Annotated in this window: 11 protein-coding genes and 1 pseudogene; 5 read left to right on the top strand and 7 right to left on the bottom strand. The window is 70.7% G+C overall.

The window, feature by feature from the left end; genetic code table 11:
* Positions 1-141 precede the first annotated feature (141 nt).
* A pseudogene (locus QR77_RS26730) lies at positions 142-713 on the bottom strand (Uma2 family endonuclease); the annotation flags it as partial.
* Positions 714-903: 190 nt separating this feature from the next.
* Between QR77_RS26730 and QR77_RS26735 the strand changes: the two are divergent.
* Together QR77_RS26735 and QR77_RS26740 are read left to right on the top strand one after the other, a co-directional pair.
* Positions 904-1,578, top strand: a complete 675-nt coding sequence (locus QR77_RS26735) for a hypothetical protein (RefSeq protein WP_236710828.1) — start codon at positions 904-906, stop codon at positions 1,576-1,578.
* A complete protein-coding gene (locus tag QR77_RS26740; RefSeq protein ID WP_052489086.1) occupies positions 1,529-3,985 on the top strand; it encodes a SpoIIE family protein phosphatase in 2,457 nt (818 codons plus the stop codon). Before QR77_RS26735 ends, QR77_RS26740 begins: the two co-directional genes overlap by 50 nt.
* A gap of 65 nt (positions 3,986-4,050) precedes the next feature.
* Here the strand turns inward: QR77_RS26740 and QR77_RS26745 are convergent, their stop codons facing one another.
* The gene (locus tag QR77_RS26745; RefSeq protein ID WP_052489087.1) at positions 4,051-5,319 is read right to left on the bottom strand and encodes an amidohydrolase family protein; all 1,269 of its coding nucleotides are present in this window, start codon (positions 5,317-5,319) and stop codon (positions 4,051-4,053) included.
* 71 nt (positions 5,320-5,390) lie between these two features.
* Positions 5,391-6,929, bottom strand: coding sequence for an MDR family MFS transporter (locus QR77_RS26750; RefSeq protein ID WP_052489088.1), 1,539 nt, complete (start codon positions 6,927-6,929; stop codon positions 5,391-5,393).
* A gap of 174 nt (positions 6,930-7,103) precedes the next feature.
* On the opposite strand from QR77_RS26750, the gene QR77_RS26755 reads away from it, so the two are divergent.
* The gene (locus QR77_RS26755) at positions 7,104-7,742 is read left to right on the top strand and encodes a TetR/AcrR family transcriptional regulator (protein ID WP_040024614.1); all 639 of its coding nucleotides are present in this window, start codon (positions 7,104-7,106) and stop codon (positions 7,740-7,742) included.
* Between the two features lie 105 nt (positions 7,743-7,847).
* Here QR77_RS26755 and QR77_RS26760 read toward each other — a convergent pair whose 3' ends face one another.
* The gene (locus QR77_RS26760) at positions 7,848-8,660 is read right to left on the bottom strand and encodes a hypothetical protein (protein ID WP_040024615.1); all 813 of its coding nucleotides are present in this window, start codon (positions 8,658-8,660) and stop codon (positions 7,848-7,850) included.
* A gap of 1,082 nt (positions 8,661-9,742) precedes the next feature.
* On the opposite strand from QR77_RS26760, the gene QR77_RS26765 reads away from it, so the two are divergent.
* A complete protein-coding gene (locus QR77_RS26765) occupies positions 9,743-12,793 on the top strand; it encodes a BTAD domain-containing putative transcriptional regulator (RefSeq protein ID WP_040024616.1) in 3,051 nt (1,016 codons plus the stop codon).
* A gap of 133 nt (positions 12,794-12,926) precedes the next feature.
* Here QR77_RS26765 and QR77_RS26770 read toward each other — a convergent pair whose 3' ends face one another.
* The 3 genes from QR77_RS26770 to QR77_RS44045 all read right to left on the bottom strand — a co-directional run bounded on the left by QR77_RS26770 (position 12,927) and on the right by QR77_RS44045 (position 15,070).
* Complete coding sequence (locus QR77_RS26770) at positions 12,927-13,115, bottom strand: hypothetical protein (protein ID WP_150130449.1); 189 nt, start codon at positions 13,113-13,115, stop codon at positions 12,927-12,929.
* Between the two features lie 309 nt (positions 13,116-13,424).
* Entirely contained in the window at positions 13,425-14,480 is a 1,056-nt protein-coding gene (locus tag QR77_RS26775) for a hypothetical protein (RefSeq protein ID WP_160310955.1), read from the bottom strand.
* Positions 14,481-14,758: 278 nt separating this feature from the next.
* Positions 14,759-15,070, bottom strand: a complete 312-nt coding sequence (locus tag QR77_RS44045; protein WP_040024618.1) for a 4-oxalocrotonate tautomerase family protein — start codon at positions 15,068-15,070, stop codon at positions 14,759-14,761.
* 412 nt (positions 15,071-15,482) lie between these two features.
* Between QR77_RS44045 and epsC the strand changes: the two genes are divergently transcribed.
* The gene (gene epsC / locus QR77_RS26785) at positions 15,483-16,064 is read left to right on the top strand and encodes a serine O-acetyltransferase EpsC (protein WP_173476460.1); all 582 of its coding nucleotides are present in this window, start codon (positions 15,483-15,485) and stop codon (positions 16,062-16,064) included.
* The last annotated feature ends 58 nt before the right edge of the window (positions 16,065-16,122 follow it).

Genomic DNA, 16,122 nt, shown 5'->3' on the forward strand with positions numbered 1-16,122 from the left:
TCTGTATGTTCCGCTTCAATGTGTAGCGGGTTGGTTACTGCGAGCTTGCCGACTCGTCAGGTATGCAAGTCAAAGGGGCCGGGCTCGGGTGAGACCGGCCCTTCCGCATTCCTGTGCTGACTTGGTGATGACTCGGTGGCGGCGGAGCGGAGCGAGCTTCTGTAGGTCGAGATGATCTCGAAGGGCACCGGACGGTGGAGCGAGCCCCTGAAGATGCCAACGGGTACGTAGGTGGCGGGCGGCTCGTCAAGTTCGTAGACGTGGACGATGGGCGCTCCGTCCTCGTCCTCGATGCGCCAGTAGTGCGGGATGCCGGCCTCCGCGTATTTGTGGAGCTTTACCGTGCGGTCCCGGTGGGCGGACTCGGGGGAGACCACCTCGACGGCGAGTCGTACTTCATCCGGCGCGAACCAGGTGCGGTCACCGTCGAAGTCGGCCGTCGTCACCAGCAGATCCGGCTCGGGCCGATTGCGTTGATCTAGCTTGATGGTCATCTCCCGCCCGACTCTTACGTCGGCCGGCGCCTGCTCCATGAGAGCCACGGTGAGCATGGTGACGAGATGGCCGTGCCACCACCGTTGCGGGGACGTCATGAAGACGAGGGCTCCGTCGATCAGCTCGGTGTGGCGCGGCGCTTCCGGGAGGCGGTCCAAGTCCTCCGCGAACCAGCCTTCCGCGCGAGGCGGGCGCATCCAGTCGGGCAGTGCGGGCATGCTGCGACCCTAGCGATTTCGTCCGTCGGACGTGGGGGTGCTCGTGCTGCCCGATAAGTCGGGCGTATGGATGTCGTCGGAGTGATGCGGAGTTCGACGGGGTCGGGCAATGCGCGGCCCTTGGGTTTCCCCGTTCGATTCAGCAGGTGAGGTGAGATCCAATGTACGTAAGAATCCATCTACGTTAATCGTGGAGCAGGATCGGGAGTTCGAGGGCGCACTCCAGACCGTCTGGGACCGTCATTTGTCCTCCAAGCCCGTGCTTCTGCTGCTGGTTGGCGGCGATGCGTCGGTGATGGAGGCGCTGGGGCCGCACGAGCGCCCGTTCTTCGGGCGGGCGGCGAAGATGACCGTCCGTCCCCTGAATCTGGCCGACGTGCGGGCCATGACGGAACTCGACGCGGCAGGAGCCGTCGACGCCCAGGTGATCACTGGCGGATTTCCCGAGATCGTGCAGTCGTGGCGGCCGGGAATGGGGCGTACGGCCTTCTTGCGGGCGTCGGTCGCCAACCCGCTCTCGCCGCTGCTGGTGGCCGGCGAGCTGTCCCTGCTGGGCGAATTCCCCGACGCCTCGCACTCGCGGGCCGTACTGGAAGCGGTGGGAAGCGGTGAGCGTACGTTCAGTGCGATCGCGGCCCGGGCCGGCGGCGCCGGCGCGTTGCCGTCCCGGGCCGCTCTCCCCGCTGCTGGCGACGCTGGGGGCCAAGCGCGTCCTGGCTGCCCGCTGCCTGCGTCTTGCCATGTGGGGCTGGGCGTGGAGCAAAGAATTACGCATATCGGTTTATGTGATCGCATAACTCGGGTAAAGCACAAAAATGGACCGGAGCGAGAGGGGTGCCGGGGGGCGCCCGGCCGATATACGTAACGCCTCGCACACAGCCACTGCCGCGGTGGACGCGCAGGGCACTGTGGAGGCGTGGAGCCCCGGCGCCACCCTGCTCCTCGGTCACCGGGCCGACGAGGTGGTGGGGCGGCCCGCGGACACGCTGCTGGACGCCCGGGTGTCGGCGGCCACCCGGCGTGCTCTGCTGGAGGACGGGGGCGGGGCCGTCCGGACCGTGATGCTCAGGCAACGCGACGGGCGCACCGTGGGCGCCGAGGTGCTCGCGCAGCCGTGGGTGGACAGCCTGGGCATGACCCGGAGGCTCTGGGTCTTCGCGCGGATGACGGACGGCGATCTCGTCGACCGGGATCTCACCGAGTGGTCGTTCGACCAGACCCCTTACATCGGCGGAATCCACGGTCCGGACCTCGGCTACGTACGGGTCAACCAGCTCGCGCGCACGATGTGGGACGGCACCGAGGACGAACTCATCGGCAAAAAGCCGGCCGAGCTCATGCCGACGGCCGAGGGAGCCGAGATGGAGGCCGCCATGCGCCGCGCGATCGCGAGCGGGGAGCCGGTCTACATCGAACAGGTCTCACGGATGCCCGGAGACGCCCTGGCACATCCCTGGGCGGGCCACTACACCCCGCTCAAAGACCCGTCCGGCCGTGTGCGGGCGGTGCACAGTCTCGCGATCGACATCTCCGAGCGTTATCGGGCGCAGGAGCGGCTGGCCCTGGTGAACAGGGCCGGCAACGCGATCGGAAGCACCCTGGACGTCGACCGCACCGCGGAGGAGATGACCCGGGTACTGGTCCCCGACCTCGCCGATTTCGTCACGGTCGACCTGCTCGTCTCCGTACTGACCGACGTAGAACCGAAGCCGGGCCTGGTCTTCAGTTCGGTCACCCTCCGCCGGTCCGCCGTGCTGTCCGTCCTCGACGGGTGTCCGGAGGCGGTGCTCCAACCCGGTGAGACCGAAGAGTTCCCGGACTTCTCACCCCATGCGCGCGCGATCTCCTCCCACCGCCCGCTGCTCAGCCCGATCGTGGGTGATCAGGAGTTCGTCCGGTGGACCGAACTCAACAACATCCAGCCGGAGAAGTACGGCATGCACTCGGCGATGATGGTCCCGCTGCGCGCCAGGGGCACCACACTCGGCGTCGCCACCTTCGTCCGCCACCGGAATCCGGCCGACTTCGACGACAACGACCTCCTGCTCGCCGAGGAGATCACCAGCAAGGCCGCGGTGTCGGTGGACAACGCCCTGCGCTACACACGTCAGCGCGGCACGGCCCTGGCACTCCAGCGCAGTCTCCTTCCCCAGCGGTTGCCACGGCAGTCCGCCGTGGAGGTCGCCACCCGGTACCTGGCCGCCGACACCGGGGCGGGGGTGGGCGGGGACTGGTTCGACGTCATCCCGCTGTCCGGGGCGCGGATCGCTCTGATCGTGGGCGATGTGGTCGGCCACGGTGTGCGCGCCTCGGCGACCATGGGCCGGCTGCGCATGGCCGTACGGACTCTCGCGGAACTGGAGCTGCAACCGGACGAGCTGCTGACCCACCTCGACGATCTGGTCGACCACCCGCTCATGGTCGACGACGACGGGGAGGAAGACCTCGACGCGGACTCCGTGATCGGTGCCACCTGTCTCTGCGCGGTCTACGACCCGATCTCGCAACGGTGCACCATCGCGCGGGCGGGACACCCGGCGCCGGTGCTGGTGCGTCCGGGCGGCGAAGCCGAGATCCTGGACGTACCCGCGGGCCCGCCGCTGGGACTTGGCGGACTGCCTTTCGAGAACTTGGAGATCGACCTTCCCGAGTCCAGCCTGCTCACGCTGTACACCGACGGGCTGATCGAGTCCCGCGGACGGGATGTGGACGGGGAACTCGCCAGGCTCGGACGTACGTTGGCCGTGCCTGCCGCGTCCCTGCACGACACGTGCGAAAGAGTGCTGAGCGCCCTGCTGCCCGAACAGCCGGAAGACGACGTCGCGTTGCTCATCGCACGTACCCGGAAGCTCGATTCCGGTCATGTCGCCACGTGGGACTTCCCCGATGACCCGGTCAGTGTCGGCAAGGCCCGCGATCAGGCCCTGCGCCAACTGACCACGTGGAGACTGGAGGAGGCGGCGTTCACCACCGAGATGATCGTGAGTGAGCTCGTCACCAACGCCGTGCGTTACGCGGAGGGCTCGATCCGGCTCCGCCTGATCTGGGAGAACTCCCTGATCTGCGAGGTGTCGGACGGCAGTAACACCGCACCGCACCTGCGCAGGGCCCGCAGTACGGACGAAGGGGGGCGCGGGCTGTTCCTGGTGGCTCAGCTCAGCGACCACTGGGGGACGCGGCACACCGCCAACGGCAAAACCATCTGGGCGGATCAGTCGGTCCCCCTGCCGGACGTCACCGACGGCCGCCGGGACCACCGTCACGTGGCTTGAGCGGAACCCCGGCCGGGGCTCAATCCGGGGCCGGGGTCCCGGCCGGGGCCGGGGACCGAGCCGGTTCAGGCCGCGGTGAGCCGGGTGCCGCGGCGCCAGACGGCGCGGGTGTTCAGGGTGTCGGAGATGGTGGTGGTGGGGTCGCCGTCGACCAGGAGCAGGTCGGCGCGCAGGCCTACGGCTATCCGGCCGCGGTCGGTCAGGCCGAAGCGCCGGGCGGTGGTGGAGGTGGCCGCGCGCAGGGCCTGGGCCGGGGTCAGTCCCGCCCGTACGAGGTACTGCAGTTCGTGGTGGACGCTGGCGCCGTGGGCGAGCCCGCCGAGGAACGGCAGCGGCATGGACACATCGGTGCCGGCCAGGATGTCGACGCCGGCGTCGCTCAGGGCGCGCACGGACGCCAGTACGTCGGTGATCCTGCCCTGCGGGTAGTGGTTGAAGCTGCTGCGCAGGGTCTTCATCCAGTCCTCGCCCAGGCGGTCGGCCACACGCGGGTCGTCGGCCAACTGGTCGCCGGTGATGCCCATCATGGAGGCGTTCAGCACGACGCAGGGCACGACGAAGGCACCGGAGTCGCGGATCAGGGTGATGATCTCGTCGGTGTGGGGGCCGTCCATGAACAGGTGGGCCAGGCCGTCGATGCCGGCCTCGATCGCCATCCGGGTCGCCTCGACCGTCAGGGCGTGGGCGACGGTGAGCTTGCCGTACCGTCCGGCCTCGGCGACACCCGCGTTCAAGGTCGCCTGGTCGAGTACCGGCAGGCCCGGGTGGCCCTCGACGGAGCCGTCGTCGACCATGAACTTGATGTAGTCCGAGCCGCGTTCGACCAACTGCGGGATGAACGCGACCGCCTGCTCGGGGGTGGTGGAGAACGGCATCAGCGGCGCCGGTCCTGACGGCCTGGATCCGCGGTTCGCACCGGGCGGCGGGCCGGGGCGGAAGCCCTCGGGGAACAGTTCGCTGGGGTGGCCTCCGGGCGGCGTGATGCCGAACCCGGAGGAGCGTACGTCGGCCACGGCGTCGTTGTCGGTGATGTGCGCCCGGTTGTCGGCGGTGTGCGTGCCCTGCATCTCCAACTCGGTGGTCACCCCGAACCGCAGCGCCAGGGCGAGGGATTCGGCATTGGTGTGCACGTGGGCGTCGATCAGTCCGGGCAGCAGCGTCGCGCCGGCGGCGTCGACCACCTGTGCGTCCGCGGGGGCGTTTGCGCCCACCGTGAGGATGCCGGTGTCGTCGAAGACGACGGTGGTCGCCTCCAGGGGCCGGTCGCCGTCGAAGACGCGCGCGTTGATGATGGCGGTACGGGGGGCGGTACGGGGGGCGGGGTCGGTGGTCACGGGGGTGCTCCGTTCGTGTCGCGTGGCGCTGTGCTGCCGTACGCGGGGTGGTGTCAGTACGCGGGGTGGTGTCAGTTGGCCGTGGCGACGGGGGTGTTCTCGGGGGCCTCGGCGGGCGCGGGCGGGCCGGCCCTCTTGAGCGGGACTTCGATGACGAAGAGTGCGGCGATGAACGCGAGGGCGCAGACGATCGCGGCGGTGACGAAGATGTGGCTGGTGCCCTCCGTAACGGCGGTGAGGTACGCGTCCTTGGCACCGGCGGGAAGGTCGCGCAGGGCGTTCGGGTCGGCGTCGGCGCCGGCGGGCAGGTGGGGCTGGACGGCGCGGGTCAGCAGCGAGCCGAAGACGGCGACGCCGAGGGATCCGCCCAGGGTGCGGAAGAGGTTGGCCGAGCTCATCGCGGCCCCCATGTCGCGCAGGGAGACGCTGTTCTGCGCGATGGTGCCGGCCATCTGCATGGTGAAGCCGAGGCCGATGCCGACGAGGACCATGTACAGGCTGGTCAGCAGGAATGAGGTGTCGGCGTCCATGGTGGCCAGCAGGCCGAGCCCGACGGTGAGGAACACGGTGCCGACGACGGGGAAGATCTTGTACTTGCCGGTGGCGGACATGACCTTTCCTGCGATGGTCGAGACGATCACGACGGGGATCATCATGGGCAGCATCAGGAGGCCGGAGTTGGTGGCGGACGCGCCCTGGACGTTCTGCTGGAACAGCGGCAGGTAGAGGCCGGCGCCGAACATGACCACACCGGCGGCGAGGGTCATGATCATCGCCAGCGGGTAGTTCGCATGGCCGGTGAACACGGACAGGGGCAGCAGCGGCTCACTGACCCGCTTCTCCACCAGGATGAACAGGGCCAGGCCCACGATCGAGACGGCTCCCAGGGCCAGGATCTGCCAGGAGGTCCACGCGTACGTGCTGCCCGCCCAGGTGGCGGCCAGGACGATCGCGGTGATGGAGAGGGTCAGCAGGCTGATGCCCGCCCAGTCGATCTTCGCCTTGATGCGCGCGGCGGGTACGTGCAGCTTCAGCCACAGCCACACCAGGGCGACCAGGCCGAGCGGCAGGTTGACGTAGAAGGCCCAGCGCCAGTCGAAGTGGCCGGTGACGAACCCGCCCAGCAGCGGGCCGCCGATGGTGCCGATCGCCATGACGGAGGCGGTCATGCCCTGGTACTTGCCCCGTTCGCGGGGCGGCACGAGGGCGCCGATCAGGGCGAAGGCGCCGGCGCCGATGCCGCCGGCGCCGATGCCCTGGACGACGCGGAAGGCGATCAGTCCGCCCATGGACTGGGACGCCCCGCACAGGGCGGACCCGGCGATGAACACGGCGATGGACGCCAGATACATGGGCTTGCGACCGAACAGGTCGCCGAACTTTCCCCAGACGGGGGTCGTCACGGCGGTGATCAGCGTGTAGGCGGTCACGACCCAGGAGATGTGATCGAGGCCGCCGAGGTCGCCGACGATCGTGGGCATCGCGGTGCTGACGACCATGTTGTCGAGCATGGACAGCAGCATCGCGAGCATGACGCCGAGCAGCACCCAGCGCACGTTTTTCGGCACGGCCGACGGGGTGGTGGAAGGGAGGGACGCGGTTGCGGACATGGCTGATCACTCCTTTCAGGCATGGGGAAGGAGGCGGGGAAAGGGGCGGGGAAAGCGGCGGGAAGGGAGCGGGCCGCCGTCGCGTCGACCGCTTCCCCAGAAGAGCACACTCGTACACTAAGTGCAACTGTTGCACTTTTGAAGTCGCACAACCTTGGGGGTACGATCTGAGGCATGCCCCAGACAGACTCCCCAGCCTCGGTGGCGTCGGCGGCCTCGGCGGCGTCAGCGGCGCCGATGGGGCGCCGCGAACGCAAGAAGGCCGCCACCCGCCAGGCCATCGCCGACGCCGCGCTGCGCCTGTTCCTGGAACGGGGGTACGACGACGTCGGCATCCGCGAGATCGCGGACGCCGCGGACGTGTCCACGACCACCCTGTTCAAGCACTTCGCCGTCAAGGAGGCCCTCGTCTTCGACGAGGACGCCGACCAGGAGGCCCGCCTGCTCGCCGCCGTGCGCGAGCGCCCCGAGGGCCAGTCGATCCCCGCGGCGCTGCGCGAGCACGCGCTGCGCTATCGCATGGCCGCCACGGCCGGCGACGCCCGTTTCGCCGCCTTCTTCGACCTGATCGACAACACGCCGGCGCTGCGCGATTACGTCCAGGCCATGTGGCTGCGCCACACCGACGCCCTCGCCCGGACCATCGCGGAGGAGAGCGGACTGCCCGCGCGCGATCCCGCCTGCACCGCCCTGGCCCACTTCGCCCTCGAAGCCCCCCGCACCTCCCGAGGCGACCGCGACCCCCGCGAAGCCGTCATTCGCGCCTTCGACCTCCTCGAAACGGGCTGGGCCGCTGTCGCCTCCAGCCCCTGAGGCCTTCCGCCCCGACCGCAGGGCCCAAGGCCTCGCAGGCCGCGCACAGCGGAAGGGTCACCCCCGCTCGCGCGAGGGTGACCCGTTGCCGCCGTTCCTGGAGGGCTACTTGCGGGGGAGCGAGGTGTTGGTGATCGGGAGCGTCCGGCTCGCGCCCGCCACGTAGAGGTCCGTCGGAGCCGTGCGCAGCACGAACGTGTCGTCGTCGCGCGAGACGCGCACGGACAGCACGAAGAAGCCGTCGTCCTCCGTGGTCGTTTTCACGTGGTCCTCGTCCTCCCAGTAGGTCTGGAGGAAGACCTCGGTGCCCTGGGGGTCGACCCCTTTGGGAACCGTGACCTTGCCCTGGACGGTGAGGATGTCGCCCGCCTTCACCTTCGTCTTGTTGACCTGGTAACTGACGGAGCTGGGCTTGGCGTTGGCTGCGACGGTGGTGTCCGTGTAGTAGCCGTCCTGCGGGGTGTTGAGGTCGCCGTCCTCGTCGTAGAGGGCCGTGATCCGCACCTCGTGCTGGACGTTGAGCAGGCTGCTGCCGGTCACGTGGTCGATGTCGACATCGGGGATGGTGAACTTCCCGTTGGCGTCGCTGACCGGCTTGCCCAGCTCACGCGGCTCGTAGTAGGTGGGGTCGATGGGGTCGCTCCACGGATTCCAGGTGGTGAAGAGGACGACCTCCTGGACGGTGACGGGGATGTTGGGCGCGGGGGTGCCGTCGGCCTTGGTGACGGTGCCGGTGACGTCGACGGTGCGGTTGTCGTAGTCGGTACCGGCCGGGTTGGTGCTCACGGTCAGCACGTACGCGTCGCCGGGGGAGGCGTCCGAGGGCTTCGCCGAGGCGGCGGGCGCGGACAGGGCGCCTGCGGCGAGCAGAAGCGCGACGGTGGCGGCAAGTCGCGTCGGCAGGGACTTTCTGAGCACGGGGTAACTCCAAGTTCGGTCGGGGCTGAAGGAGTTCGCGCCGGGCGGCACCGGTTCCGCCGCGGCGCAGGAGTGCGACGCGCCAGGTTCGACGGGCGGTTCGGGGCGGGAGTTGTCCCCGGTGGGGCCCCTGTTACGCGGCTGTGGCAGGAGGCGGGTTTGTCCCGTTTGCGGGTTCACCTGGACGTCGGCCGGGGGCCACCCGGCATTGCCCTCGGCGGATGGACGACGGGCGGGCAGGGGAAGAACCGGACCGGAGACAGCTTCAGGAAATCCGGGAAGACCGCAAACCTGTCCCCGCCGCCCAATGAATCCGCTGCCACGCTGCCGCCGGATCAGTTCCTCCCGTGAAAGAGAAAACGCCCGGCGTCGTCAGGCACACCGGAAGGCCGTGGCCCGGTAGCGGCCCCGGTCGAGGGCCGCGGCACATCGCTTTCGGCCATGTCGTCCAGCGCTGCCCCGGCGCCCCGTTCGCGCGACGGGCGGCGGGCAGCGTGCTCGGCGCGGTCCCGCGCGGGCTCCCCGACCTGCGGGCGGTGGCGCCGTCGGCGGACCTCTCGGGGGGAGCGGCCGGGGTGACGCGTGGTCCGATACGGCCGCTCGTGCGCTTCGTACGGTGTCTGGTTCGCGCGGCGGGACAGGCCCGCTGAACAGCGCGTGCGTCGCGGTCAAAGGCGCACCGCGGTACAGGAATTGATCAATTTTGTGTGTCCAGGAACAGCCGGTGAGCCAGGATGAGCCAGGATGTCCCTGGCGCCCCGCCCGGCTTACGGGTCGTCATGCGCCCCGATTTACCTGTCGAATGCGGGAGTTGATCCACCCTTATGGTCAACAACCGCGATCCGGTCAAGAAAACACGGAAGCTTAAGCCGGCGGGTCTGCCGCATTCACCTGATCGCGACAGCCGAGTTACTGTAGCCAGCGCGTGCGGTGGGTCCGGCGAAGGCGCAGGTCAGATTGGACAGCCGGGAATGGTCTGGTCCGACCCGGCCCGGGGAATGTCGGTGTCTGTGGGGTAGCAGCCGATGCGTCACCGAGTTGCTCAGATGGCTGTCCGAGAGGCCGATGGAGGGACACTCTTCGTGCGTGAAAACAGACAGGTACGGTTCTGTATCCTCGGCTCGATCGAATGCTGGGACGGTCAGGAGCGGGTACGGATCGGCGGCCCCGTCCATGAGCGCGTGCTGGTCATGCTGCTCCTCGCCCCGGAGCGTGTGCTCCCGGTGTCGCGCCTGGTCGACGCCGTGTGGGACGAGGATTCTCCGGCCACCGCGGCCCATCAGGTCCGCAAGGCCGTGGCCGAGTTGCGCCAGCGCATCCCGGACGGCCGGACGATGATCGTCACCGACGGGCCCGGCTATCGCGCCGTGGTCGACCCGGAGCAGTTGGACCTGAGCCAGTTCACCGAGGGGCTGCGCCGGGCGCGCGAGGCCGCCGTGGCGGGACGGACCGCCGAGTCGGCGGACTTCCTGCGCGGGGCCCTGGCCCTGTGGCGGGGCCCGATCCTCTCGGGCAGCGGCGGATCGGTGATTCTGGCCGCCTCCGCCGCACTTGAGGAGCGCAGGCTGACCGCTGTCGAACAGCTCTTCGACCTGCGGCTGGCCGGCGGCGAGAGCAGCGAACTCGTCGGCGAACTGCGGGAGTTCATCAGCGCACAGCCGCTGCGCGAGACGCTGCGCGGGCAGTTGATGCTGGCGCTGTTCCGCTCCGGCCGGCAGGCCGAGGCCCTGGAGGAGTACGGCAGGGTCCGCGAACTGCTGGTGGAGGAGCTGGGCATCGGGCCCGGGGACAGTCTCAGGGAACTCCACCAGGGGATCCTGCGCAACAGTCCCGAACTCGCCGCCCCGCCCCTCGCCGAGGGCCCGCCGGGACCGCCCCCGCTCGTCCCCGACGAGCCGCGCTCCACTCTGCCGTACGACCTGCGGGACTTCACCGGCCGCGAGGAGGAACTGAGCAGGCTGCTCGGGTTCGTCGAGGAGGCGGAGGGATCGGGCCCGCTCATCGTCGCGATCGACGGCATGGGGGGCAGCGGCAAGACATCCCTCGCCGTGCGCGCGGCCCACAAGCTCGCCGACCGTTACGGGGACGCGCAGCTCTACCTCGACCTGCGCGGCTTCACCCCCGGCGAGCAGCCCCTCTCGGCCGCCGCCGCCGCGGAAGCGCTGCTGCGCATGCTGGGCGCGCCGAGCGAGCGGATTCCCGACGAGGCGGAATGGCGGATCGCCCTGTGGCGTACGACGATGGCCCGGCAGCGCATGGTGCTGCTGCTGGACAACGCCGTGGACGAGGCCCAGGTGCGGCCCCTGCTCGCCTCCTCCACCGGCACGCTGGTGCTCGTCACCAGCCGGGCCCTGCTGGTCGATCTGGACGCCGCGCACTGCGTCTCGCTCGGCACCATGCCCCCGCAGGACAGCGCGGCTCTCGTCGTCGGGGTGCTCGGGGCCGCCCGGGCCGAGGCGGAGCCGGAAGCCGTCGCCGAACTGGCCGAGTTGTGCGGGCACTTACCCCTGGCGCTGCGCATCGCCGCCGCGCGACTGCGCAAGCGGCCCCGCTGGACCATCCGCTACATGGTCGACCGGCTGCGCGACGACGCGCACCGGCTCGCCGAACTCAGCGCGGGCGAGCGGAGCGTGGAGGTCACGCTCCGGCTCTCGTACGAGGGCCTCGAGGCGAAGAACCGCGCGGCCTTCCGGCTGCTGGGCCAGCACCCGGGCGCCGAGCTGGACGTCTACGCCGCCGCAGCGGTGCTCGGCACCGGAGCGAGAGAGGCCGAGGCCGTCCTGGAGTACCTGCTCGACATGCATCTGATGCAGCAGCACGAGACCGGCCGTTACGCCTTCCACGACCTGGTCCGCAGCTTCGCCCACAGCCTGTCGCGGGTGGCGGTCCCCGAGGGCGAGGGCGGCCCGGCGGGCGGCGACGAGGAGGCCGCCGGCGCGGTGCGCCGGCTGCTCGACTTCTACCAGGCCGTTACCGACACCGTGTGTGACCTGCTCTTCCCCGGGCGGGCCAGGATCGACCGTCCCGCTCCCGGCTTCGCCGCCGAACTGCCCCGGCTGGACAGCTCGGACCAGGCCCGTGACTGGCTCGAAAGGGAGCAGGACGGGCTGCTCGCCGCGATCTCCCTCGCGTACCGGTGGGGGATGGACCGGCAGGTCGCGTCGCTCGCGGGCAACGTTGTCTTCCAACTGGACGTGCGTGGACGCTTCGAGGAGTTCCGGGAGCTGGGCCGGACCGCCGTCGCCGCCTCGCGCAGGCTCGGCGACCAGGTCCTGTTGCGGCTGAGCCTGTCCAACCTGGCGGTCGCCGACTGGAAGCTCGGCCGCTTCGAGGAGGGCATCGAGGCCGCTCAGGAGGCCCACGGCCTGGCCGTGAAGCTCGACGACCAGCGGGGCATGGCCAAGGACACCGGCGTGCTCGGACTGCTGCTCGCCGCGCTCGGGCGGTTCGACGAGGCGCTGCCGCGCCTGGAGGAATCGATCGCGCTCAAGCGGGAGTTGGGGGCGGCCCGGGCGGAGGCCGAGTCGCTTACGTTCCTCAGCGGGCTGTACGCGGTGTTCGGGCGCTACGCGGAAGCGGCACAGGCCGCCGCCCGCGCGGTCGAACTGGACCGGCGCATCGGGGCCGACGACCACGAGATAGCGGCCCTGTCCGACCTGGCGCTCGCCAGGCTCGGTCTGGGTGAGTTCCAGGAGGCGTCCGAAGCGCTCAGCCGGGCACGGGAGTTGGCCATGGGAGTGGTCTCGCCCGCCAACATGTCGCTCGTACTGGCCCTGTCCGCCGAGGTCCACGACCGGCTCGGCAAACACGCGGACGCCATAGACAGCGCCGAAGCGGCCCTGGAGCAAGCCGTGTTGAGCGGCGCGCCGATCCGCGAGGCGGCGGTCGGGAACATCGTCGCGCGGCTGTACCGGCGCCGCGGCGAGCACGAACGTGCCCTGGAACTGCACCAGCAGGCGCACCGGTCGGCGGCGGGCGCGGGGTACCGGGTGGAGGAGGCGCACGCGCTGGACGGCATGGCGGCGGCCCTGGAGGGCCTCGGCGAGACCGTGGCGGCACGGGAGTACCAGGTCAGGGCCGACGAGTCGTTCGACGCGATGGGCATACCGCCCGAGTGCCGACGGCGGAGCTGAACAGGCCCTGACGGCGGAGCTGAAAACCGGTTCCGACCGCGGGCCGGCGAACGGCGCGTACGACCGGGTGACCGACGCACGGATGCCCCGCACCGGGAAGGTGCGGGGCATCCGTGCGTCGGCGAGGGCCCGATCAGAGGTTGGGACCTTCGTCGGACTGGGGGGTGACCGGCGTCCCGTTCGGGCCTTCGTCCGAGGCGAGCACCATGTGACTCGTGGCGGAGACCGGTGCGGCGACCGCGGCGACAAGCCCGGTCGAGACGGCGGTTCCGATCCCGAGGGTGAGGACGGCCGCCGCGAGGATCTCTGCCGTGCGAACCACGATGCTGCTCATTGATGCCTGCCTTGTGTGTGGGGTTTTCGTTGCTGACAGGCATCAAGTTCTCGGAACCCGCTCCCGTTGAGTTCCGCTTTCGCTACCCCCTGCTACCACTCCGGGGGGAACGGGGCGGGAAGCAGTGAGGTGCCGCCCATAGGCGCAGGTCAGAGGGGGTAACGGCGGTGCAGTGCGGGGGAGTTGTCCCGTCGGGCAGCGCCTGGCCACGGTCCGGCACATTCCACCCGCATGTGCGCGTACCGCGTGGGACGTTCCTGACGCCGGCCCGCCGTCAGCCTGTCCCTGAGCCCGCCCTCAGCCCTTCTCGGCGCCGAGCAGCCGCAGCGTCGAGGCGACACGGAGCGACGCCTCGGCGGGAGAGCCCGCGGTGAGCACCACATGCCCCTGACCGTCCCCGTCCGCACCGGCGTCCGGGACGGGATCGTTCCCGCGCGGGTGCGGCAGCCGTACGTCCCGCACTCCGGGCAGGCCGGTGATCTCCTTCAGCCTGCACGCGGGCAGCTCCTCCCCGGGCGACAGCCGGAAGGGCACCGCTGACGCGTACCGGTGCGCCACCGGCGGCTCCACCGGCGCCCCGGTCAGCGCGCGGAGGAGTTCGGCCTCCGGGGCGAAGCCGGTGGCCAGTTCGATCAGCCGGCCGATCGGTTCGTCCGCCTGCCGTGCCTGCGAGCGGACGATGCGGGGCCCGTCGGCCGTCAGGACGGCCACGGTGTACGCGAACCCGAACTCGTACCCGGCGAGGCCGAGCAGCCCGGTGGTCGCCGCGCGAATCTCCGCCTCGTCCCCCGCCGCCAGCGGCGCCGGGAAGAGGTGGTCGTGCCCGGCCGGTCCCGCGCGGTGCAGCGCGGTGATGCCGAGCACCCGGTGCATGCCGTCCACCGTCAGGGTCTCCACCCCGTACTCGGGACCGTCCAGGAACGTCTCGACGAGGTAGGGCCCGGGATGGTCCGACAGTCGCTCCCGCACGCGTCCAGTGTCGATGTCCGGGCGTTCCCGTACGAGAACGGCCCGCGGCCCCGCGGCCCCCGCCCCGAGCGGCCTGACCATCGCGGGCATGCCCACCCGCTCGACAGCCGTGGGCAGTTCGTCGAACGACTGCGCACAGACGGATGTGACGTACGAGTGCTCGCTCCCGTTGAGCAGGCCGCGCATCGCGGACGGGTCGCCGAGCAGGCGGACGGACTCGGCCGGGTTGGGGGACAGCTCCAGTCGCTCCGCCGTCTCCAGCAGCGCGGGCAGGGTGCTCACCTCGCCGAAGGCCAGCAGCCACCCGATGTGGTGGTCACGCGCCGTCTCGGCGATCAGGTCGCACAGCGCCCGCGCGTCGCCGAAGTCGGCCCGGAGCGGCACGGGGGCCGGACCCGGGGACGGACCCGGCGGCCCGACCTGACCCGTGAGCCCTTCCGCGCCCGGATCCGCACCCGCGGACACACCCGCGGGCCCGCTCGGGCCCGCGGGTGTGCCCCAACCGGTCGGCTCCGCACCGGCCTCCCTCGAATCGCTCACCGTCCAGACGGCGTAGCCGGCCGACACGGCCTCCTGTACGAGCCGGGGCGACGGCGCGACCAGCAGCAGACGCCTCTGGTCGGGCCCGTCGGGCGCCGGCCCGCTACAGCCGTCCGGTGGCGTCATGGCGTCGCCCCGGAGGCCGCCGTGCTCGCCGCGCCCGCCACCGCTGCCGCGAAGGCGTCCCCCGGACCGTCCGCGTTCTCCACGGTTTCCGGGTGCTCGGTGTCCTCCGGAGAACTTCCCGAGACAAGCGTGTCGGCCATGACGCCGCCTTTACCCCAGTACCCGGGATCCACATCTCTCACGATGACCGTGACGGCCTCCTGCGGGCAACCGGCAATCCGAGCGACGGACGAGGTCAATTCCGCGACGAGCTCGGCGCGTTGACTACGACCGTTCCCTTTCCACCAGTCCACGGTGACAACAGGCATGACGGTCTCCTTCCCTACGTATACGGGAGCGGGCCCCACGTCACGACATTTCAGTCGCGCGCGACGGTCCCGCCGATCCAGCCGAGCCTGGGCGGTGCCGTTCCCGTATCCCTCCCGCCGAGTTCCCGTTCCGTGCCCCCCGATGCGTACGGGACCGGAGGAACCAGCCGGGAAGCAATCGGGAACCGGCGCGGGCACGCTTTCTCCCAGTAACCGAACCCCAACACTCGGTCGACGAAGTCCCCAGGAGCGTCCGATGAGAATCACGACGACGACGGAGCCGCAGCCCGCACCCGACAGGCAGCACGCCCCGCAGCCGCGGCAGACGCCGCACGGGCAGCCGCCCACGCAGGACGCCGCGGCCCGCGTACTCACTCCGCGTCCGGAGTCCGGACCCCTCGGCATCCTGCGGATGATGCGCGAGGACCTGCACGTGGTGGTGGAGCGCGACCCCTCTGTACGGGGCGTGTTGGAAGCCGCCCTGCACCCCGCGCTCACCGCGCTGTGGACCCACCGCGTCGCCCACCGGCTGCACCGCCGCGGGCTGCGCATCACGGCGAAGGTGCTGTCGCGGTGGGCCCGCCGGGTGACGTCCACGGAAATCCACCCGGGCGCCGTGCTCGGCCGCCGGGTGTTCATCGACCACGGCGCCGCCGTCGTCATCGGCGAGACCTGCACCGTCGGCGACGACGTGACGATCTACCACCAGGTGACGCTGGGCGCCGTGGGCTGGTGGAGCGACAACGAACGGCCCGAGGGCGCACGCCGCCACCCGGTGGTGGGCAAGGGCGTCATCCTCGGCACCAACGCGACGGTCCTCGGCCCGGTGACCGTCGGAGACCACGCGGTCATCGGCGCGCAGGCGCTGGTGAACAAGGACGTGCCCGCGGGCGCCCGGGTGCTCGCGCCCACCGCCGTGGTCAAGCATGTCGGGCGCCGCCCCGAACTGATGGAGGACGTCTTCGCGACGATCGCCTCGGCCGGCTCCTGGTGACCCCGGCCGCCACCCGCCACCCCGCTCCCACCGCTGCCCCGCCCCCTGCCCGCGCCGC

The organism is Streptomyces sp. 150FB (genome assembly GCF_000818195.1).
Taxonomy (GTDB): domain Bacteria; phylum Actinomycetota; class Actinomycetes; order Streptomycetales; family Streptomycetaceae; genus Streptomyces.

Coding starts and splice junctions, on each gene's coding strand:
- QR77_RS26740 (WP_052489086.1), top strand. CDS start 1,529: ATGGACCGGAGCGAGAGGGGTGCCGGGGGGCGCCCGGCCGATATACGT.
- QR77_RS26750 (WP_052489088.1), bottom strand. CDS start 6,929: ATGTCCGCAACCGCGTCCCTCCCTTCCACCACCCCGTCGGCCGTGCCG.
- QR77_RS26755 (WP_040024614.1), top strand. CDS start 7,104: ATGCCCCAGACAGACTCCCCAGCCTCGGTGGCGTCGGCGGCCTCGGCG.
- QR77_RS44045 (WP_040024618.1), bottom strand. CDS start 15,070: ATGCCTGTTGTCACCGTGGACTGGTGGAAAGGGAACGGTCGTAGTCAA.
- epsC (WP_173476460.1), top strand. CDS start 15,483: ATGATGCGCGAGGACCTGCACGTGGTGGTGGAGCGCGACCCCTCTGTA.